Here is a 21,713-nt window from a genome sequence, read left to right as displayed (position 1 = left end):
GCTTGAAAGTGTCATAAACTCGCACAGTTTCATATGTGCAGCCCGTGTTCATATGTGCAGCCCGCGATTTTTGAGATCGCTGCGGAATCCGAAGTTGGGTAGGGGAGGGACAAAGGCAGGGCGGGGACACTGCGGCGCCTGGAATCGGTGCGGTCGGCTGCGGGGCGTCATGCAGTAATTGGTTTAACCAAAATCCACCGATAGTTGTTTTTCTACGATTTTCTAGAATTTTTAGCGTGAAATTACAAGGTTGTGGTGCGTCTGTGTACAACATCTTGTGCGCCAGAGATCTCCGAACAGGGAATACCATGGTTGTGAGTACTACATCTAGTATGACTAGAGTTTTCTAGGCACCAAGTGTAGTGTTTTCGATGTCGAGCCAAGGAGAGCTAAAAGGACCTGTCTGCCACCCGTACTCGGTTTCTCATGAACCCTGGGAGCTTTCGGTCATTCAACCAATCCGCTGATTCCTCGGCCGCTTCCGTTGTTTGTACGAAGTCGATCCGATTCATTGGTCTTACCCAAAGCCAGAAAGTTTGTGAGAGTCATGGTTACCGTTTACAGCAAGCCTGCATGTGTCCAGTGCCGCGCTACCACTCGTGCCCTCGATAAGGCTGGAATTGCCTACGATATCGTCGACATCACCATGGACGATGAGGCTCGGGACTACGTCATGGCTCTCGGTCACCTCCAGGCGCCGGTCGTTGACACTGGCACTGAGACCTGGTCGGGTTTCCGTCCGGATCGCATCAAGGCTCTCCAGGCAGCGTAAGAATCACACACCTCTCCGCAGATTTCGTTGACCACCCGGGAAGCGAAGATTGCGGGGGTTTTGCGATGTAAAGGGTGAAGCTCTCATGCTGGTGGTGTATTTCTCCTCGGCGACGGGGAATACACACAAGTTTGTTGAAAAGCTAGGTATCAAAAATGCCCGCATTCCCATCCGTCGTAATGAGCCGGAGCTTATCGTCGATGAGCCCTATGTCCTCATTTGTCCGACTTATGGTGGTGGCGTTTCCATCAGCGGTGGTAACTCAAGGCCAGTTCCTCCGCAGGTCATCAAATTTCTTAATAATGAGCACAACCGCTCTTTCATCCGAGGTGTGATTGCTGCCGGCAATCTCAACTTCGGTGAGGACTTCTGTAAAGCAGGGGATGTCATCTCCTACAAGTGCAAGGTTCCATATCTATATCGCTTCGAGCTGATGGGAACCGACCACGATGTGCGGCGAGTCCGAGAAGGGCTAGAGGAATTCTTCCACGGTAGAGCCAGCGCCTAAGTTGGCAAGCCTCAGTGTCGAGGGAAGGGGCACTGAGGACAACCGAATGGATACGCTCGCGGAAGCCGTCGTAAAGCGGTGTGCGAGGAAAATAGCTAGATTGGATTGCTCTGGGCAGTGTTGGAACAGACCCTGTGCAGGCAAATGAATATTAAAGGAGTCAACGTGTCGGAAATGGGCAAGCAGGTCGCGGAGCCGGTGGGTGAGGACAAGCTGGATTACCACGCGCTCAATGCGCTGCTGAATCTGTACGGTGAAGACGGCAAGATTCAGTTCGATAAAGACCGCATGGCTGCGCGGCAGTTCTTCTTGCAGCATGTCAATCAGAACACTGTGTTCTTCCACAACTTGCGGGAGAAGCTCGATTATCTGGTAGAGAACCATTACTACGAGGCCGAGGTTCTGGAGAAGTACGAATTTGAGGACGTCAAGGCACTGTTTAAGCAGGCCTACGCCCACAAGTTCCGTTTTCAGACTTTCCTGGGTGCTTACAAGTACTACACCTCGTACACACTGAAGACCTTCGACGGCAAGCGTTACTTGGAGCGCTACGAAGACCGTGTCTGCATGGTTGCTCTCACGCTTGCCGACGGCGACTTGGGGCTCGCGCAGCACCTGGTTGATGAGATCATCACCGGACGTTTCCAGCCTGCTACTCCTACATTCCTCAACTCCGGTAAGGCCCAGCGCGGCGAGCCGGTGAGCTGCTTCCTGCTGCGTATCGAGGACAACATGGAGTCCATTGGTCGCGCCATTAACTCCTCGCTGCAGCTGTCCAAGCGCGGCGGTGGTGTGGCGCTGCTGCTGAGCAACCTGCGTGAACAGGGTGCTCCGATTAAGCACATCGAGAATCAGTCTTCCGGTGTCATCCCGGTTATGAAGCTGCTGGAGGACTCCTTCTCCTACGCTAACCAGCTGGGTGCTCGTCAGGGTGCTGGCGCTGTCTACCTGCACGCGCACCACCCGGACATCATGCGCTTCTTGGATACCAAGCGTGAGAACGCGGACGAGAAGATTCGCATCAAGTCGCTGTCGCTTGGCGTTGTCATTCCGGACATCACGTTTGAGCTGGCCAAGCGTAACGACGACATGTACCTCTTCAGCCCGTACGATGTCGAGCGTGTCTACGGTAAGCCGTTCGCGGACATTAATATCACTGAGAACTACGCGGATATGGTCGAGGACCCGCGTATTCGTAAGCAGAAGATCAACGCGCGTCAGTTCTTCCAGACCATCGCTGAGATTCAGTTTGAGTCCGGCTACCCGTACATCATGTTCGAGGACACGGTTAACCGCGCGAACCCGATTGAGGGCCGCATTAACATGTCGAACCTCTGCTCGGAGATTCTGCAGGTCAACACCCCGTCGACCTACAATGCGGACCTGTCCTACGAGCACGTGGGTGAGGACATTTCCTGTAACCTTGGCTCGCTGAACATTGCGATGACCATGGACTCGCCGGACTTCGGTCGCACTGTCGAGACAGCCATCCGTGGCCTGACTGCGGTCAGTGAGCAGACTTCTATTGACTCGGTGCCATCGATTCGCAAGGGCAACGACGGATCTCACGCGATCGGCCTGGGGCAGATGAACCTGCACGGCTACCTTGGCCGCGAGAAGATTATGTACGGCTCGGAAGAGGGCCTGGACTTCACCAACGCCTACTTCGCAGCAGTGCTCTACGCTGTCCTGCGCGCATCCAACAAGATTGCTCGCGAGCGCGGTCAGAAGTTCGTCAACTTTGAGAACTCCGACTACGCCAGCGGCAAGTACTTCGACAACTTCGATCCGGCAGAATTCCAGCCGAAGACTCAGCACGTCAAGGAGATCTTCGCGAACTCCACCGCGCACATTCCGGACGCTGAGGACTGGGCGCAGCTGAAGGCCGACGTCATGGAGTACGGCCTGTTCAACCGCAACCTGCAGGCAGTGCCGCCGACCGGTTCGATTTCCTACATCAACAACTCGACTTCGTCGATTCACCCGATTGCGTCTCAGATTGAGATCCGCAAGGAGGGCAAGATTGGCCGCGTTTACTACCCGGCTCCGCACTTGGACAATGACAACCGCGAATATTTCCAGGATGCCTACGAGATCGGCTACGAGAAGATTATTGACACTTACGCGGTCGCTACCAAGTATGTTGACCAGGGACTGTCGCTGACCTTGTTCTTCAAGGACTCGGTGAGCACTCGTGATCTCAACCGTGCGCAGATTTACGCATGGCGCAAGGGTATTAAGACTCTGTATTACATCCGCCTGCGTCAGGTTGCGCTGGAGGGTACTGAGGTCGAGGGCTGCGTATCCTGCATGCTTTAAGCAAGCGTGTTTGAAGGCTAGGCATCTAATGCTTTAGCTGTAGCACATTGAAGGCGCGAGAATTTCCCCGAGTTTTGTCGGGAGGTTCTCGCGCCTTTTTCGTCACTCCACCCAATTGGGAACAAATGTAAATATTACTATTGACGGTTGTAATGCAGGTAATTAACCTGGGCAGTGGTACACCAATGTTCGCATAATTTTCACCCACGGCTAGTGGGAGAAGGGGCTGGAAGCCATGTCCGATACCACTGGTAAGAGCACTCCACACATCAACCCAAAGGGTGCGCCGATTGCAGAAACTATTTTGTTGCCAGGTGACCCGCTGCGTGCGAAGTTCATTGCGGAGACCTATTTGGACGATGTCGTTCAGTTCAACGAAGTTCGCAACATGCTGGGCTTTACCGGCACCTACCAGGGGCAGGAAGTGTCTGTCATGGGGTCCGGTATGGGTATTCCGTCTATCTCGCTGTACTCCTGGGAACTTATCCATGTTTTCGGCTGCAAGAAGCTGATTCGCGTCGGTTCGTGCGGCGCGTTGCAGCCGGAGCTGGACCTGTATGACGTGGTTATCGGTCAGACGGCGTCGACTGACTCCAATTTTCTTTCGCAGTACAACTTGCCGGGAACATTCGCCCCGTCCGCGTCTTTCCGCCTGATTGAAGATGTTCGCGATCGTGCCCGCGAGCAGGGCATCACTACACACGTCGGCAACATCTTGTCCAGCGATATTTTCTACAACTTCCAGGATGATGTGAACGACCGTTGGGCACGCATGGGTGTGCTGGCGGTGGAGATGGAATCTGCTGGCCTTTATGCCACCGCCGCCGAGGCCGGTGTGGAGGCCATGGGAATCTTCACTGTGTCGGACAACATCGTCACCGGTGGAAAGACCACTCCGGAAGAACGTGAGAAGGCCTTCACGACGATGATGGAGCTGGCATTGCCGCTGGCTCGACTCTAGTGTCCTGGTCCGCAATCAATTGGCTTGAAGTGTGAAATAGGTACAGTGCGATGAGCAATCCCGCCAGCAATACCAGCTTGAACGTGAATCCCCGTGAAAGCGCAGCGTCCAAGGCTGCCGCGCCAAACCCTAAGGCCGCAGTCCCGGTCTTGCTGTTTTCCTTTGTATTCTGTTTGGTCTTGGACAATGGCTTTAAGTTCATGACCAAGCCGATTGCGGAATCTCTGGACCTCAGTGTCTCCACGGCCAGTCTGCAGGCGACACTCGCCGGTATCTTGATTGGCATTGGAGCGGTGGTGTACGCCGCATTGGCGGACAGCATCAGTATCCGCAAATTGATGATTGTCGGTATCGGCTTCGTCGCCGTGGGCTCTCTACTGGGTTATTTCTTCCAGGGAGTATGGCCAATCGTGCTTACTGCCCGCATTATTCAAACTGCCGGCCTGGCGGCGGCTGAGACACTCTACGTCATCTATGTCACCAAGTACCTAAGCCCAGAAGATCAGAAAACCTACCTCGGCTTTTCCACCGCGGCCTTCCAAGCCGCGCTGCTGATTGGAACGTTGACCTCGGGAATCGTGGCTACCTACATTTCCTGGCCGGCTATGTTCCTGATTTCGCTCATTCTGATAGTTGCCATTCCGTTCCTGATCAAGACAGTTCCGGAGGAGCAGCAGCAGAAGAGTCACCTGGATATCTTTGGCCTGTTCCTCATCGCGGTCATCGCCACTGCGGTGATGCTGTTCATGCAGCAGTTCCAATGGTGGTGGCTGGTTGCCGCTGCGCTGGGCGTCGCGCTCTTTGTCTGGCACATCCGGACACATGACAACGCCGTGGTCAGCCCGTCGTTCTTTACCAATGCTCGCTACGTTTGCGCGCTGATTGTTGTGCTCGTGGTTTACATGGTCCAGTTGGGGTATTCGGCCATTCTGTTGCCGTATATGGTCGACGAGCTCTATGGCATCAACCTCGACGGTGCTGCCTATATCCTCGCGCCGGGCTACCTCTGCGCTGTCATCGTCGGTGTAATGTCTGGCAAGGTTGCCAAGTTCCTGCCCTCGAAGCAGGCCATTGTCGCGGCTATCAGCATCATCATCGTGGCGTTGCTCATCCCCGCAGTGCTGCCGGGGGCCGGTGTTGCCACGGTTATCGTCTCCATGATTCTGTTCCCATCAGGGTTCGCGCTCATGTATGCGCCGTTGGTCGCGACCGCACTGCAGAACATTCCTGCCGCCAAGTCCGGTGTTGCAATCGGTTTCTACAATCTGACGATCAACATTGCCGTACCGGTTGGCATCGCGTTAACGGCCATGCTTGTTGATTCTCGACCGGCCTTCTTCAGCACCCTCTCCATCGCGCAGTCTGAAGCAGAAGGGGTCTCCGCTACCATCGCTTGGTTGCTCGCGCTCATGGCTGTCGTAGGTTTGCTGGTGTACGTCATCTCCGACCGCATCATCAACGACACGGCGGAAAACCGAGAGAAGGTTCACGCCTAGGTTCGCGCAACATCTTGCGCTTGGTGCTTGACGACGGACATTGCGTCGTCAAGCACCTTTTTCTTTGTGTGACGTGGGGTTAGGGGAGGGGCACCGGGAACAAGACTCGGCAAGTGGGGCGATTTCTTCTAGGCCGCGTGCTTAATAATGCGGGTGTGGGTAAGCTGCTAAGGGTAGTGGCTCCTTTCATCGGGAGCCTGACGTTTTGTAGTGGGACAAGGCTGGAATAGCCACCGCTGCAGCCGCTGTTTGAACTCGTAAAGAGTGAAGGACGTTCCTTATATATAAGGTGTGTTCGGAAAACGGCAATATCAATGAAAAAGGGAGAGGTTTCCACGTGAGTTTCGATGATTGCCCACCCTCGACTCCGGCCCACCGTGAGAAGAATCCAGAGTCGCGTGCATGCCCAGTTGCGGCTATTGACTGGAACACGATTCCTGATGACAAGGATCTCGAGGTTTGGGATCGTCTGACCGGTAACTTCTGGTTGCCGGAAAAGGTGCCGCTGTCGAATGACATCAAGAGCTGGAATACGCTCAACGCACTGGAGCAGCGCACCACGATGCGCGTGTTCACTGGTCTGACCATGCTGGACACCATCCAGGGCACGGTTGGTGCAGTATCGCTCATCCCGGATGCGCTGACTCCGCACGAGGAAGCTGTGTACACCAATATCGCCTTCATGGAATCGGTGCACGCAAAGAGCTACTCGTCGATTTTCCAGACGCTGGCGTCGACTCCTGAAATTCAGGATGCGTTCCGTTGGGGCGAGGAGAACGAGTACCTGCAGAAGAAGGCCAAGATTATCCTCGACTACTACGAGGGCGATAATCCGCAGAAGAAGAAGGTCGCTTCCACTTTGCTGGAGTCCTTCCTGTTCTACTCGGGCTTCTACCTGCCGATGTACTGGTCCAGCCACGCCAAGCTGACTAACACCGCGGACATTATTCGCCTAATCATTCGTGATGAGGCAGTTCACGGTTACTACATCGGTTACAAGTACCAGCGCAACCTGGAGCGTCTGACCCAGGCCGAACGTGACGAGCTGAAGGATTACACCTTCGACCTCATGTTTGATCTCTACGACAACGAGATTCAGTACACCGAAGAGATGTACGACGAACTCGGTTGGACCGAGGATGTCAAGCGTTTCCTGCGTTACAACGGCAACAAGGCTCTAAACAACTTGGGCTACGAGGGTATGTTCCCGGCCGACGAGACTCGCGTTTCGCCGTCGATCCTGTCGGCCCTGTCGCCGAATGCTGACGAAAACCACGACTTCTTCTCGGGTTCCGGCTCTTCCTACGTCATGGGTAAGGCTGAAGTAACCGAGGATGAGGACTGGGACTTCTAAAAGCACAGGTGTAGGGAACATTCCGCATCGAGCCTCACTCTGGTGACAGCACACACACGGGGGTAGTAGTCCTAGCCTCGACGGTTCCTGCTAAATAGGCGTTAGCCCAGGTTAAGACAATTCTCAGGAAACTAATAGTGTGCTTAGCTGAGTGGGGAAGTGAGCCGGAAAATCCCTTAGCCTTAACTTTTTCCAAGGTTCAGACTAGAATCTGGCACATAGCGGTAGGTGGGTTCGCCGTCGCGTACTCGCCTGCACTATTCTCACAAGGACAAAACTTAAAATCCCTGTAGTGAGTTACAGGAAATCTTCGCGTAGTAAGGAGGAAGAATGACTGCAGTAGCGCCTCGTCCAGATCATGGCGTTGTAGCGCCGGAACGGCCGCAGCCGTTCGGACATGAGCGTAAGGGCAGCTGGGCGTGGGAAATGCTGACCACGACCGACCACAAGAAGCTGGGCATCATGTACATCATTATGTCCTTCTCGTTCTTCTTTGTCGGCGGTCTGATGGCTCTGCTTATCCGTGCTGAGCTCTTCGCCCCAGGACTTCAGTTCCTTTCTAACGAGCAGTTCAACCAGATGTTCACCATGCACGGCACGGTGATGCTGCTTCTGTTCGGTACCCCGATTGTTTGGGGTTTTGCTAACTACATTCTGCCACTTCAGATTGGTGCTCCGGACGTGGCTTTCCCGCGTCTGAACGCTTTCGGCTTCTGGCTGACCACCATTGGTGGCATTCTGATGCTGTCGGGCTTCCTGACCCCGGGTGGTGCTGCTGACTTCGGTTGGACCATGTACTCCCCGCTGTCTGACCCGATTCACTCTCCGGGTGTCGGTTCTGACCTGTGGATTGTCGGTGTCGGTGTTGGTGGTGTCGGTACCATCGCTTCCGCCATTAACATGACCACCACTGTCCTGTGCCTCCGTGCACCAGGCATGACCATGTTCCGTATGCCAATCTTCACCTGGAACATCCTGGTTACCTCGATCCTGGCTCTGCTGATCTTCCCGATTCTGACTGCAGCTGCTCTTGGTGTTTTGTACGACCGTAAGCTGGGCGGTCACATTTACGACCCGGCAAACGGTGGCGCAATGCTGTGGCAGCACCTGTTCTGGTTCTTCGGTCACCCAGAGGTCTACGTCCTGCTGTTGCCGTTCGTGGGCATCATCACCGAGGTCGTTCCGGTCTTTTCCCGTAAGCCGCTGTTCGGCTACGCAGGTATGGTCTTCGCAACCCTGTCTATTGCAGGTCTGTCCATGGCTGTGTGGGCACACCACATGTTCGTGACCGGTGGCGTTCTGCTTCCGTTCTTCTCGTTCATGACCTTCCTGATTTCGGTCCCGACCGGTGTTAAGTTCATCAACTGGATGGGCACCATGTGGCGTGGCCACATGACCTTCGAGGCTCCGATGACTTTCGCTCTCGGCTTCATCGTGACCTTCCTGTTCGGTGGTTTGACCGGTATTATGCTGGCTTCCCCACCGCTGGACTTCCACGTCTCTGATACTTACTTCGTCGTGGCGCACTTCCACTACACCCTGTTCGGTACCCTGGTCTTCGCTTCCTACTCGGGCGTTTACTTCTGGTTCCCGAAGATGACTGGTCGTATGCTCGACGAGAAGCTGGCAAAGGTTCACTTCTGGCTGACCTTCATCGGCTTCAACCTGACCTTCCTGGTCCAGCACTGGCTGGGTAACGAGGGTATGCCGCGTCGTTACGCCGACTACCTCGAGACTGACGGTTTCACCACCCTGAACATGATCTCCACCGTTGGTGCGTTCATCCTGGGTCTGTCTGTTATCCCGTTTGTCTGGAACGTCTTCAAGTCCTGGCGCTACGGTGAGGTCGTCACTGTTGATGACCCGTGGGGTTACGGTAACTCCCTCGAGTGGGCTACTTCTTGCCCGCCGCCGCGCCACAACTTCACCTCGATGCCGCGCATCCGCTCGGAGCGCCCGGCGTTCGAGCTGCACTACCCGCACATGGTTGAGCGTCAGCGCGCAGAGGCCCACGTTGGTCGTCAGCTCTAAGAGCTAGTGGCTACATGGCTGATGCAACTCTGAGTTAATAACTACGCGAAGCTAAGGCCCCATCACGGTTCTCCGTGATGGGGCCTTAGTCTTGTCTTTGAGAGTCTTTCCTAGGGAAGAGGCAGTAAGAGAGCGCAGGGAGAGCAGGGGGGGCAGGGAGCGCCAGAAGGGCAAGAGAGCAGGGCGATGGCTAGCGCCTGTCGCTGGCCACCCACTGAAGTGCGGAATCCCACTATGCGATGAGCACTCTGCCGGGGCTTCATGCGATACTGGATTGGTGAATGAACAGGTAATTATCTCTCCCAGTCAGTCTGTAGATACCGATGCTCTATCGGTTTCGTTGGCACCGGGACTAGCTCCGGTGCTTATTACCGCTGTTGGCCGAGACCGCCCGGGTGTCTCCGCAGCTTTCTTCCGCGTGCTCGCGGCCCACGGAGTTCAAATTTTGGATGTGGAACAGTCGGTGTTCCGCTCTAATCTGAGCCTCGGTGCGCTTGTTGGTGTCACAGAAGAAAAGGTCGGTGTTCTCCGTGAGGGACTCATTGAAACACTGAAGCCTCACGGCATGACTGTCAGTTTCCAGCTGGATGCCCCGATTGAGCGCAGCGATGGCTCCACCCACGCACTTGTCGTGTTGGGCAATCCGGTCAACGCTGAGGATATTTCCCGTATCGGCCGCACTCTTGCTGATTACGGTGCAAACATCGATTCCATTCGCGGTATTGCTGACTACCCAGTCACTGGCCTGGAATTGCTGGTCTCTATTCCGGACCCGAAGCCGGGTGCGGGCATTCCGCTGCGTAAGGCACTGGCCGAGCTTGCACAGGACCAGGACATTGACATCGCAATTGAACGCGCTGGTTTGCAACGCCGCTCCAAGCGCTTGATTTGTTTCGATGTGGACTCGACCTTGATTACCGGTGAGGTCATTGAGATGCTGGCCGCCCATGCTGGTCGCGAGGCGGAGGTTGCAGCGGTTACAGAGCGCGCTATGCGCGGTGAGCTGGACTTCGCCGAGTCACTGCATGAGCGAGTTAAGGCTCTGGCTGGCCTGCCGGTCAGTGTCCTAGAGGAAGTCACTAACTCCATCGAGCTGACTCCAGGCGCCCGCACCACGATCCGCACGCTGAAGCGCCTCGGTTACAAGTGTGGTGCTGTCTCCGGTGGCTTTATCCAGATCTTGGAGCCGCTGGCAAAGGATCTCGGTCTGGACTTTTACAAGGCGAATACCCTCGAGGTCGAGGACGGAAAGCTGACTGGACGCGTGGTCGGCGATGTCGTCGATAGGCAGGAGAAGGCCCGCAGCCTCAAGACGTTCGCCGCAGAGTCGGGGCTTCAGATGCATCAGACCGTTGCGGTCGGCGATGGGGCCAATGACATCGATATGTTGTCGGTCGCAGGCCTTGGTATTGCTTTCAATGCCAAGCCGGCGCTGAAGGAAATCGCTGACACGTCCGTCAACGTTCCATTCATGGACTCGATTCTGTTCATGCTGGGCATTTCCCGCGATGAAATCGACGATGCCGACCGCGAAGATGGCACCTTCCGCCGCGTGCCGTTGGAGCAGTAGTGCAACGCGAGGATCACAAGGATCCAGCTGTCACGGACGCATCATCGGTACCGGAGTGGTTCCGTATCGCCCATAATCTCCTGCCGCAACCTGATAGGGAAGACCACGGCGAGGATGTGCCGTGGGCAATGGCTATTGTGCTTGAGGTTCCGAAGAAGGAACGCCCCTCGCGCACTGCGCTGCTCCGCGCTGCCGCGATGGCTGTTGTTGCTTGTTGCCTGGACGAACGCGCAGGCGATGACACTTCTGCCTATCAACAAGGTCTGGCGTCTTGGTACGGTGCGCGCATCCGCAAGCTCACACGTCGCGCTCGCAATATCGGCTGGCAACGCGCTCAGCTTGCACCGGGTGTCACCGTGGACGTCGACGGCGCGCAAGCTCGCGCACTAGTGCCAACTCCTGTCGACGAAACCTACCCGGAGATTGCCAAACTACAAATTTCCGGCACCGATTTGCCTTACGACGACCCGGAGAACACATCTCCCGGCGCCCCGGGCGACCATGAGAGCGCTGACACCTTTGCTCCGCCAGTGATTTGGGTGGACAAAAACCTGAATATGTCCGTAGGAAAGGTGGCCGCGCAAGTTGGACACGGCTCGATGCTCTATGCGGCCAGCCTGTCGGTCGAGGACGCTTGGGCGTGGGCGCAAAGTGGTTATGCGTTAGATGTGAAAGAAGTACCGCGGGAGCAGTGGCCAGCGCCAGAGCCCCGCGCGGTTGAGGTTCAGGATGCCGGGTTTACCGAGATTGCACCCGGTTCAGTCACCGTGGCGGTGACCCCTGGGGCAGTAACTCACGACTGAGCGCGTGCTGCCTCCATGGCCTTGAGATCCTTGCGCAGAATCTTGCCCGTCGCCGACTTCGGGATTTCATCCATGAACTCGACTGCTCGCACCTTCTTGTACGGTGCGACGCGGTCGGCGACGTAGTCCATAATCTCGTCTTCAGTCACCTGCTTGCCCGCCTTGAGGACAACGTAGGCCTTAGGAATCTCCTCGCCGTCGGAGCGAACGACACCACTGCAGGCGGCATCGGCAGTATCCGGGTGGCTGAGCAGCACGGACTCGAGCTCGGCCGGCGGAACCTGGTAGCCCTTGTACTTAATCAGTTCCTTGAAGCGGTCGACGATGTACACATTCCCGTGTTCGTCGAGTTCCGCAACGTCGCCGGTACGCAGCCAACCGTCGACAAGCGTCTCTGCCGTCGCCTTCGGGTTGTTGAGGTAGCCCTTCATCACCTGTGGACCATGAATCCATAGCTCACCTGCCTCCGAGCGCCCCTCGGCGGGAACCGGGATTTCCTCAAAGCTGTCGGAGTCGAGGTTGACAATCTTGTACTGAGTGTTGGGGACTGCGCGACCGATCGAGTCCAGCGGACTATCGTGGCCGATGCGGATGTGGGCTGCTGGCGAGGACTCGGTCATGCCGAAGCCCTGTGCGACCACGCAGTCAAGGCGCTTTTCCACCTGTTCCGCGAGGTCAAGTTGGAGAGAAGCGGCACCCGAGAAGATTGTCTCCAGGCTGGACAGGTCAAAGGAATCGACAGCTGGGTGCTTGGCCAGGCCCACAGCTACAGGCGGTGCGATGAACGCGAACTTCACCTTGTGCTCGGCGATGATGGACAGGAAATCGACGAGGTCGAACTTGCCCATGGTGTACTGCGTCGTGCGGCGCCACAGGCACAGATTCAGCAGCGCAGTCAGGCCGTAGATGTGGAAAAACGGCAGGATAGTGACAGCCGGGGTGTCCTCGGTCAGCGCGTTGACTGTAGCTCCACCCGCCTGAGCGACGTTGGCCACCAAGTTGCGGTGAGTGAGCTGGACGCCCTTCGGTACACCGGTGGTTCCCGAGGAAAACGGAATCACGGCAACGTCATCGGGTGATACGTCGACGTCCGGGGCTGCGTGCCCCTCGGCAAGCAGCTCGCCCATGCCGTGGAGACCCGTCAGGCCGATAATCATCTCTTCCGGCAGACCAGCAGCCTCAGCGCCGTGGGCGCCAGCCCAACCGATTGAGGAGGTCGTCAGCATCATCTTCGCGTCAGACATCCGGAGTTGGTTTTCAATGTCCTCCGCAGTTGCCAGCGATGCGACCGTCGTGCAGACAGCCCCCGCGCGTAGGACACCGTGAAGAGCGACCGCGAAGGTTGTCGAGTTGGGGCAGTGGAGAGCCACAACGTCGCCCTTCTTAATCCCACGTGCTGCCAGCGCACCCGCAAACTTCTCAATGCTGGCCTTCAGATCACCGAAGGTGACCTCGGAGCCTGAGTCAACGATTGCAAGCTTGTCCTGGTGACGTGGCTCAATTTCTCCGAAGAGGAACTCAAAGAGTGAGGTCTCCGGGATGTCGATGTCGGGGAGGTTGCTGGAAAGGGGCATGCAGGAAATCGCCTTTCTAATCTCGTGCACGGCTGCCAAGTGTCCTGCTTCATTAGCTCGGGCACTGTAGCAGTGCTGTGTTTCACATCACAATAATGTATTGGATAGAAAAGCGTGGGATTTTTTCCAGAAACTATGCCTAATCCAGCGTCACCTCGTGAGCCCAGACAGCCCCCTCTGAATCAGCTTTGGGTCAGCCGCTGCAACGCTCCAGCCGCAATATCCAGGTTGGTCGTCCGCCAGAAGTCAGGCATCGACGCGGCAATCCAGGAACCATAGCGTGCAGTAGCCAACCGTGAATCCAGTACCGCAACAACCCCGCGGTCATCGACTTGGCGTAGCAGACGACCAGAACCCTGCGCCATCAGCAGCGCTGCATGTGTCGCTGAGACCTCCATAAAACCGTTTCGGCCAGCGGCATTAGCCGCATCGGAGCGCGCGGACAAAAGCGGGTCGTCGGGGCGGGGGAACGGGATGCGATCGATGATGACACACGATAGCGATGGGCCAGGAACATCGACGCCTTGCCACAGCGTCAGCGTGCCAAACAAGCATGTCTGCGGATTAGCTGCGAAGCGATCAACCAGAGCACCGATAGAGTCATCGCCTTGGCACAGCACGTCGTAAGGCAGGCGCTTGCGCATTTCCTCCGCCGCTGCCTCGGCGCCTCGGCGAGAAGAAAACAGCCCGAGCGTTCGCCCACCAGCGGCGCGGATGAGGCGCTCCATGATCGCGAACTGCTCCGGTGTGGCGCCGTCGCGTCCAGGTCGTGGCAGGTCGCGTGCGACGTAGAGGATGCCAGATTTCTGCGGGTCAAAGGGCGTGCCGACGTCCAAGCCATCCCACCCACCGGAGGGAAGCCCCCAAGCGGCGGCCATGGCATCGAACTTGCCGCCAAGAGCAAGTGTTGCTGAGGTCAAAACGACGGTGGATTCGCCGAAGAGGCGTTCGCGAAGCAGTGCTGCGATGGACAGGGGAGCGACATAAACTGTCTTGTTCTCGCCAAGCCATACGACATCGTCGCTACTGAACTCTAGAATTCGCACGACTGTGTCGTGCATATTCTCCACGGCAGCGCGGACGGTCTGGCGCTCAGTGTTGTCAGAGTCAGAACTCGAACCACCGGAGCCCGACCCGCCAGAGCTGCCTGAACTAGAGGTGCCTAGCGTGGTCTGTAGTTGCCACAGGCTATCGCGGAGCGAAGCTAGCGCCGCTCCAAGCTCACCGGGAATTTCTTCGAGTGCGCCGCTGTAGGCGTCGGCAAGCAATGCGACGGTCTCGCCGAGTAGATCCGTGGCATCGGTGACATCATCCACCTGCTCTGCGGCTCCGAATTTGCGGGCGCGCCGGGCCATCATGGTGATACCGGCAGGGGAGAGCTCGTCGGTGGCAACAGAGGTGATTCGACCGTCGAGCTCGTGAGCCTCGTCAATGACAACGCAGTCGTGCTGCGGCAAAATCATGGCGTCGGAGAGCGCATCGATGGCCAACAGTGCGTGATTGGTGACAACGATGTCAACGTTGGAGGCCTCGCGGCGGGCTTGTTCGGCGAAACACTCCTCGCCGAAAGGGCAGGAAATGGCACCGACGCATTCGCGAGCCGTGACGGAGACCTGCCGCCAGGCTTCGTTGGAAACGCCCTTGTCCAGGCTGTCGCGGTCGCCGGTGTCGGTGTCATTGGCCCACTCGCGTAGCCGCATGACCTCGGCAGCGGTTCGGCTGAGCTGCGCTTCGCTGAGGAGGGCAGTGGGGCCAACGGCGTCACCTGAGCTGGCCTGCTCGGATTCATCACCGTCCATGACGGGATCTTTGATGACATTTCCGACCTTGGACTTGCACAGGTAGTTCGAGCGGCCCTTGAGGATTGCGAAGGTTGGCGTGCGGGACAAGTGTGGCTCTAGCGAACTGACTAGCCGCGGCAAGTCGCGTTCGACCAGCTGGCGTTGCAGCGCAATGGTCGCCGTGGAAACGATTACAGACTCGTCGGACTCCATTGCTTGCACAATGGCAGGCACCAGGTAGGCCAGCGACTTACCCGTACCGGTGCCTGCCTGTACCGCTAGGTGCCGCTCGCGCGCAAAGGCGGAGGCCACCGACCGGGACATTTTGACCTGATTCGGTCGAGTCGTTCCGCCGAGTCCCTTCACTGCCGCATCGAGAAGAGCTTCGATGCTATCCGCGTTATGGACGCTGGCTCTCGGTGAAGCTAGCTCGTCAACATCGTCAAAGTCCTCAAAGTCGTCCGATAGCTCAGCAAAATCTGCGTGCTCGGGAGTGTCCGACACAGTTCCCCCGCCGCCTAAACGCCGTGAAAACGGACGGACAGTACCGGCTCGTCACGGGAAAGTGCGAGCCCCTCCCACGGGAGGCTGACCAGCGCCTTAACCAAGTGATCGCGGGACTCCTCCAAGGTCGGTAGACCATCGACGACCTCGCCATCGCGCATCATCGGAATGGTCAGATCGCGGTAGTGCAGGTTGCCCACATCCGGGATTTCCGAGCCGAGCGGGAAAGCGATTTCCTCCACGGCGGTACCGGAACGGCGACAGGTACGAATCGCCGCCTTCACGCCACCATGGCTCCGCTTATCCAGAGAACGCTTGGCGACGGGCACCCCATCAACTTCGACCATCTTGTAGACCAGGCCCGCAGTCGGTGCGCCGGAGCCAGTGACTACAGAGGTGCCCACGCCGTAGACATCGACCGGCTCTGCCCTCAGCGCCGCAATGGCGAACTCGTCGAGGTCAGAGGACACTACGATGTTGGTGTTGTGTGCACCCAGCGAGTCCAGCTGCTGACGCACCTGGCGAGCGAGAACTCCGAGGTCGCCGGAGTCAATACGTACACCGCCGAGTTCCGGACCCGCGACCTCAATAGCCGTATTGACGCCCTCGGTGATGTCGTAGGTATCCACCAACAAAGTGGTGTCGGTTCCCAGTGTGTCAATCTGAGCCTTGAAGGCCGCAGCCTCGTTCGTCGTGCCATCTGGGTTGGTGTGCAACAGAGTCCACGCGTGCGCAGCGGTACCGGAGGCTGGGATGTTGTACCGTGCCGCTGCCTCCAAGTTGGAGGTGGCGCTAAAACCTGCCAGGTAAGCGGCGCGGGCAGCAGTCACAGCTGCTTCTTCATGAGTGCGACGCGAACCCATTTCAATAATCGGGCGCCCACCGGCAGCCGTGACCATTCGGGTTGCTGCCGAGGCGATGGCGGAGTCCGCATTGAGAATGGAGAGAATAACAGTCTCCAAAATGACGCACTCGGCGAAAGTGCCTCGCACCGTCAAAATGGGCGAGGCGGGGAAGTAGAGCTCTCCCTCGCGGTAGCCGTCGACTTGGCCACTGAAGGAATAGTTACGCAGGTAATCCAGCGTCCTGTCATCGAGGAAGTCCAGCGAAGCCAGCTGTTCCTCGGTGAAGCGGAAGTTGCGGATAGCATCCAACACACGCGCTGTACCAGCGACAACGCCATAGCGACGCTCATTCGGCAGGCGACGGCCAAACACCTCGAAGGCGACCTGGCGCTCGCCGGATCCGTCGGCAAGCGATGCCTGCAGCATCGTCAGCTCGTACTTATCGGTGAGAAGGGCGGTGGAGGAATGCTTATCAATCACGGTCAACAGTCTAGTCGGCTGAAGCGGGCCGGGGCAGTCGGTTCCGGCGAGCGCGCGCCACTCCGTACTATCCTGGTGCCTATGAGCATGCCAGCAGCAACACCGATGCCCACTATGGATGCCGATGTCGTGACGGAATCGAACCGACCCTGGCAGTGCATTGTGTGGGATGACCAGGTTAATTCGATGAGTTATGTCACCTACGTGTTTCAGATGCTCTTCGGCATGGACCGAAAGAAGGCGCACGCGCTGATGATGACGGTTCACACGGAGGGCAAGGCAATCGTGTCTTCCGGTGAGCGTGACAAGGTGGAGGCCGATGTGAAGAAGCTCCACAAGGCAGGCTTGTGGGCAACAATGGAGCAGGCTGACTAAGCCGATATTCGACAGCGGGAGAGAATTTACATGCGTCCTTGGAAGCGCAAGCGATCCCTTCTCGGCGGTGGCGTCAAGTACGTCACGGCTTTTGAAGGCACGGAGCGGGATTTGCTGCTGAATCTGGCTGCTACTGTGGCGGACTCGCTGATGGAGCGAGCCCGGTCGGCACCGAAGAATGAGCTCGCGGAAATGACGGGAATGCCTGTCGGACACTCCGAGGCCCCATCCGATCCGAAGCTTGCGCGCCTGTTGCCGGACTTCACCAAGCCGGGTGAGGAGAGCGTGGAGGGGGAAAACGCCCTCATGCGCCAGCTGCATGAATCGGAGATTGTAGAGAGCAAGCTCCATTCCCTGCGTGCGATTATCGACGCCCTGGAGCCCGCCGAGTCGGGGCAGGTATCCATTTCCGAAAGTGATGCCCATGCCTGGGTGGCGGGTATCAATGACCTACGTATTTACCTGCATGTTTCCATGGAGAACCTCAATGGCTCCATCGAACAGATTGAGCAGACCGACGCGATGTACCAGTGGCTGTCCTACAACCAAGAGTCACTGTTGGACCAGCTCATGGGTGAGTAGCGAATCCGAGCAAAACCCCGAAAAGATGCAGTAATCAACTGAGGTTAGCTGCCATGAACTGTGGTGAAAGGTGCCGTGGTCGACAATGAATTCTGAGATCTTCGCAATCAGCCCCACCGACATTCGACACCAAGCCAGCAGTGCTGCGCTGGGCGCGAGCATCGACATCGGCGCAGGCTGTCTCGACTCCATCGACGGCATCTCTATCGGCCATGCTTCTGAGGGGGATACCGGAGTCACCGTCATCGCCGCTCCAGGCGGTGCTGTCGGCGCTGTCGATGTCCGCGGCGGCGGTCCGGGCACCCGCGAGACCGACCTGCTCGCACCGGAGAATACCGTCGAACGCGCCCACGCTGTCGTTTTGGCTGGCGGCTCCGCGTACGGCCTCGCAGCTGCCGACGGAGTTATGCGCGAACTGCGCGACCGCGGCATTGGCTTTGAGGTCACCCCAACTCGTCCGGATATCCTCGTGCCCATCGTTCCCGGTGCTGTCATCTTCGACTTGCTGTTGGGGGAGCCGACGCTGCCCACCGCTGAACTAGGGCGCGAGGCGTTGTCGCACGCGCTTGACGACGTCCCGGAGGACACTCCCTCCGGGACAGTAGGTGCCGGTGTCGGTGCTATGGCCGGGGCAATCAAGGGTGGTTTTGGACAAGCCCGTGTGACCTCCGCCGATGGTAAGTACTTTGTGGCTGCCGCAATGGTGGTGAACTCCTTTGGTGCGGTCATTGACCCGGAGGGACACCTTTACGGAATGCCCGCGGCTGCCGGTGCCAGCAAGGAGGCATTGGCCCGGCTGGACCAGGTTTTCGTCGGTAGAACCAAAATTCTCGCCGATGCGGCTGGCGACGGGGAGTCGTCGGCAAACACGCGAAACACAACGATTGGCACGTTGATAACCAATGCGCCGGTGACAACTGCGCAGTTGAAGCGGTTGGCGATGTGCGGTCATGACGGGTTGGCGCGAGCGATTCGGCCGGCTCATGCGCCGATGGACGGTGACACGCTGTTTGCCCTCAGCTCGGCCGAGGCGGCGGATAGCGGAAACGCTGAACCCGTGGGCTCGGATGTGGTGGCCCTGTTGGCTGCGATGGCGGCCGATGCGGTGCAGATGGCTATTGTCGATGCCGTGATGAGTGCAACGGGACGCGCGGAAGTAGCCGCGCTGTCAGAGATGCTGGACAAGTAGTGAAGGAAGTTCGCCAATGAATCCGCAATGGAGCTCGGGACAACAGCAGAATTACCAGAACTATGCGCAGTACCCGATGGGCGGTCCCGTGCAGACGCGGCGGAATAATCAGATTGTTCCACAGGATCGCGACGGCGGGCTCGGGGCGGCCATCAGTACGGCTATTGGGTACCTGGCACTTATCTGGACGGTCTTTCTTGTCAACGAATTCATCTTTGGTGGGGCGCTGAACAACTTCGGTGTGCGCCCACGCGAAACCTCGACGCTGTGGGGAATTTTGACCGCACCGCTGCTGCACGCAGATTACGGGCACATTGTGGCGAACTCTCTGCCCGGGGCGTTGTTCGCCGGTTTGATTGCAATGTCGTCGAAGCGGCTATTTTGGCAGGTCACACTCTTGATTACGGTCGTTGGTGGCGGTCTGACCTGGCTGGTCGGCGGTGTAAATACCGTCCACATCGGTGCGTCCGGCCTGATTTACGGCTGGCTGGCGTTTTTGGTCGTACGCGGTTTCGTGAATCGTCGGGTGATGCAGATTATTTTGGGCGTGATTCTGGCATCGATGTATTCGGGTCTTATCTGGGGAGTGCTGCCAACACAGATGGCTGTTAGTTGGCAGATGCACCTCTTCGGTGGGCTTGCGGGCATCTGGGCTGCGGTGATGTTTAAGCGCGGTCGTGCACGTGGCTAAGAGTGCACGTCGCTAAGAGCCCGAGGTACGTGGCATCAGCTCCTGACGAAATCGGCCTAGAATAGGAGCTTCGGTGTTTGACCAACGATATGAGGAGTCCAGATAGCGGTGGGAGCAGGAGCAGAAACTCAGGCAGTCAATCAGCTGAGAGCGCAGGATAGCGGCTTCCCCGACCGAACAGCGCCGATTGGCATCTTTGACTCCGGCGTCGGTGGGCTGACAGTGGCACGTGCCATCATGGATCAGCTGCCGCACGAGTCGATTATGTACATCGGCGATACTGCCAACGGCCCTTACGGCCCGTTGCGCATCGCCGAGGTTCGTCAGCACGCGGAAGCGATTGCCGATGAACTGGTTGCACGCGGCTGCAAGATGATTGTCATTGCCTGCAACACGGCTTCGGCCGCATTTTTGCGTGATGCCCGCGAGCGCTACCCAGTCCCAGTAGTCGAGGTCATTCTGCCCGCTGTGCGCCGTGCGGTCTCGACTACCAGGAATGGAAAAGTCGGCGTAATCGGTACCGCCGCCACGATTCGCTCCCGTGCCTACCAAGATCTCTTTGATGCAGTGCCTGGCGTGGATGTCTCTGCGGTCGACTGCCCGCGATTCGTGGACTTTGTCGAGCGAGGAATCACCTCTGGTCGCCAGATTCTGGGACTTGCGGAGGGCTACCTCGCGCCATTGCAGGCCGATGGTGTAGACACCCTCGTTCTGGGCTGCACCCATTATCCGCTGCTGTCTGGTGTGATTCAGCTGGCTATGGGGGAGGACGTCGCCCTAGTGTCGTCGGCGGAGGAGACGTCGAAGGATGTTCTGCGCATCCTCACAAAGACCGACATGCTCGCTGACCCGGAGAGTAATCCGAACCCTGTGCGCACATTCGAATCCACTGGAGATCCGCAAGTTTTTGCATCCCTGGCAAAGCGCTTCCTTGGGCCGGGTATTAGCCAGGTCACTATGCATTCCCAAATGTGACCTTTCTTATTAAATCCAGACACTCCATTGGTTTTTTGCTCGTTTTTGATCAATTACATGGCAAGCTTGAAGTATGCGATTGAAGGTTCTGGGATGTACAGGCAGCATGGGTGGCCCATCGGCGCCAGCATCTGGCTACCTCATTGAGCTGGATAACGGTCGAACCTTTGTCATTGATTTGGGTCCCGGTGTCCTCGCTGAATTGCAGAAGATCTCTGATCCTGCAGCTTGTGATTTGTTACTAACTCATGTGCACCCAGACCACACTGCAGACATTCCAGGGCTGCTCGTCTGGCGTCGCTTCCACCCGACAGCCCCGGCGAGTTCCCGGAATCTCCTGGTTGGCCCCGGAGACATTCACGACCGGATAGGCACCATGTGCAAAGCACTGGGAAGTGAAGAAGATGCCAACCTGGAAGACACTTTTGACCAGGTTGTGAGTAACCCAGGTGAGCCACTGTTAGTCGGTGGGGGCGAAGCGGACGGAGGCGCCGTCGTCACGCCGTATAACATGGTCCACCCGGTGCCAGCTGTTGGATATCGCATTGAAGCAGATGGTCTGACCATTGCGTACACCGGAGATACTGCGTGGACCGATGAACTGGTGGAGCTGGCGCGGGATGCGGATATCTTCATTTGTGAAGCCACATGGTGCAGCAACGAAGAGGGCACCCCACCGGATATGCACCTGACGGGCTACGAGGCCGGAAAGGCAGCGACGCTGGCGGGGGTTAAGAAGTTGGTGCTGACTCACATTCCGCCATACGCCGACGGTGAAGAAGCACTACGTGCTGCGAAGAGTACCTTTGCCGGTGACGTTGAATTGGCCTACCTGGGCATGGAGCTAGGCGGCTAGTCTCAGCGACTATCGGGTTTCCGTACAGCTGTCGCACCGCTTTCGCG

The 21,713-nt window shown here is 57.6% G+C and carries 18 protein-coding genes; 15 read left to right on the top strand and 3 right to left on the bottom strand.

From position 1 onward, the window contains the following. Positions 1 to 547 precede the first annotated feature (547 nt). From nrdH to HMPREF2562_RS04665, 9 genes are all read left to right on the top strand, one after another. Positions 548 to 772, top strand: a complete 225-nt coding sequence (gene nrdH / locus HMPREF2562_RS04705; RefSeq protein WP_005511161.1) for a glutaredoxin-like protein NrdH — start codon at positions 548 to 550, stop codon at positions 770 to 772. Between the two features lie 85 nt (positions 773 to 857). Then, positions 858 to 1,280, top strand: a complete 423-nt coding sequence (gene nrdI, locus HMPREF2562_RS04700; protein WP_049181994.1) for a class Ib ribonucleoside-diphosphate reductase assembly flavoprotein NrdI — start codon at positions 858 to 860, stop codon at positions 1,278 to 1,280. A gap of 174 nt (positions 1,281 to 1,454) precedes the next feature. Continuing rightward, the gene (nrdE, locus tag HMPREF2562_RS04695; protein ID WP_187405495.1) at positions 1,455 to 3,599 is read left to right on the top strand and encodes a class 1b ribonucleoside-diphosphate reductase subunit alpha; all 2,145 of its coding nucleotides are present in this window, start codon (positions 1,455 to 1,457) and stop codon (positions 3,597 to 3,599) included. 235 nt (positions 3,600 to 3,834) lie between these two features. Next, positions 3,835 to 4,560, top strand: a complete 726-nt coding sequence (gene deoD, locus HMPREF2562_RS04690) for a purine-nucleoside phosphorylase (protein ID WP_038627983.1) — start codon at positions 3,835 to 3,837, stop codon at positions 4,558 to 4,560. A gap of 50 nt (positions 4,561 to 4,610) precedes the next feature. Then, a complete protein-coding gene (locus tag HMPREF2562_RS04685; RefSeq protein WP_016422252.1) occupies positions 4,611 to 6,056 on the top strand; it encodes an MFS transporter in 1,446 nt (481 codons plus the stop codon). A 337-nt stretch (positions 6,057 to 6,393) separates the two neighbouring features. Then, complete coding sequence (gene nrdF / locus HMPREF2562_RS04680) at positions 6,394 to 7,410, top strand: class 1b ribonucleoside-diphosphate reductase subunit beta (protein ID WP_016422253.1); 1,017 nt, start codon at positions 6,394 to 6,396, stop codon at positions 7,408 to 7,410. Between the two features lie 330 nt (positions 7,411 to 7,740). Then, on the top strand, positions 7,741 to 9,441 hold the full coding sequence (ctaD, locus tag HMPREF2562_RS04675; RefSeq protein ID WP_005511131.1) for an aa3-type cytochrome oxidase subunit I: 1,701 nt from the start codon (positions 7,741 to 7,743) through the stop codon (positions 9,439 to 9,441). Positions 9,442 to 9,718: 277 nt separating this feature from the next. Then, positions 9,719 to 11,011: a phosphoserine phosphatase SerB gene (serB, locus tag HMPREF2562_RS04670; protein WP_049193346.1), complete on the top strand. Its 1,293-nt coding sequence runs from the start codon at positions 9,719 to 9,721 to the stop codon at positions 11,009 to 11,011. Continuing rightward, positions 11,011 to 11,814, top strand: a complete 804-nt coding sequence (locus HMPREF2562_RS04665; RefSeq protein WP_049193344.1) for a peptidyl-tRNA hydrolase — start codon at positions 11,011 to 11,013, stop codon at positions 11,812 to 11,814. Before serB ends, HMPREF2562_RS04665 begins: the two co-directional genes overlap by 1 nt. Here HMPREF2562_RS04665 and HMPREF2562_RS04660 read toward each other — a convergent pair. The 3 genes from HMPREF2562_RS04660 to HMPREF2562_RS04650 form a co-directional block, all read right to left on the bottom strand. Further along, positions 11,805 to 13,388: an AMP-binding protein gene (locus HMPREF2562_RS04660; RefSeq protein ID WP_070549692.1), complete on the bottom strand. Its 1,584-nt coding sequence runs from the start codon at positions 13,386 to 13,388 to the stop codon at positions 11,805 to 11,807. The genes HMPREF2562_RS04665 and HMPREF2562_RS04660 overlap by 10 nt on opposite strands. 182 nt (positions 13,389 to 13,570) lie before the next feature. Next, complete coding sequence (locus tag HMPREF2562_RS04655; protein WP_172954634.1) at positions 13,571 to 15,559, bottom strand: ATP-dependent DNA helicase; 1,989 nt, start codon at positions 15,557 to 15,559, stop codon at positions 13,571 to 13,573. Between the two features lie 128 nt (positions 15,560 to 15,687). After that, positions 15,688 to 16,998, bottom strand: coding sequence for a nicotinate phosphoribosyltransferase (locus tag HMPREF2562_RS04650; protein ID WP_016422259.1), 1,311 nt, complete (start codon positions 16,996 to 16,998; stop codon positions 15,688 to 15,690). An 81-nt stretch (positions 16,999 to 17,079) separates the two neighbouring features. On the opposite strand from HMPREF2562_RS04650, the gene clpS reads away from it, so the two are divergent. From clpS to HMPREF2562_RS04620, 6 genes are all read left to right on the top strand, one after another. Next, positions 17,080 to 17,373: an ATP-dependent Clp protease adapter ClpS gene (gene clpS / locus HMPREF2562_RS04645; protein WP_005511165.1), complete on the top strand. Its 294-nt coding sequence runs from the start codon at positions 17,080 to 17,082 to the stop codon at positions 17,371 to 17,373. 30 nt (positions 17,374 to 17,403) lie between these two features. Then, on the top strand, positions 17,404 to 17,955 hold the full coding sequence (locus HMPREF2562_RS04640) for a DUF2017 domain-containing protein (protein WP_049189745.1): 552 nt from the start codon (positions 17,404 to 17,406) through the stop codon (positions 17,953 to 17,955). Between the two features lie 85 nt (positions 17,956 to 18,040). After that, positions 18,041 to 19,144, top strand: coding sequence for a P1 family peptidase (locus HMPREF2562_RS04635; protein ID WP_049172868.1), 1,104 nt, complete (start codon positions 18,041 to 18,043; stop codon positions 19,142 to 19,144). Positions 19,145 to 19,160: 16 nt separating this feature from the next. After that, positions 19,161 to 19,835 (top strand): rhomboid family intramembrane serine protease, encoded by a 675-nt coding sequence (locus tag HMPREF2562_RS04630; protein ID WP_016422263.1) that lies wholly within the window; start codon positions 19,161 to 19,163, stop codon positions 19,833 to 19,835. A 108-nt stretch (positions 19,836 to 19,943) separates the two neighbouring features. Further along, on the top strand, positions 19,944 to 20,810 hold the full coding sequence (gene murI, locus HMPREF2562_RS04625) for a glutamate racemase (RefSeq protein ID WP_370545756.1): 867 nt from the start codon (positions 19,944 to 19,946) through the stop codon (positions 20,808 to 20,810). A gap of 73 nt (positions 20,811 to 20,883) precedes the next feature. Then, positions 20,884 to 21,666, top strand: coding sequence for an MBL fold metallo-hydrolase (locus HMPREF2562_RS04620; protein ID WP_070549691.1), 783 nt, complete (start codon positions 20,884 to 20,886; stop codon positions 21,664 to 21,666). Positions 21,667 to 21,713 lie beyond the last annotated feature (47 nt).

Source organism: Corynebacterium sp. HMSC077G07 (assembly GCF_001809225.1).
GTDB classification, from domain to species: domain Bacteria; phylum Actinomycetota; class Actinomycetes; order Mycobacteriales; family Mycobacteriaceae; genus Corynebacterium; species Corynebacterium jeikeium_D.
This window is presented reverse-complemented; position numbering and strand designations above follow the sequence as displayed.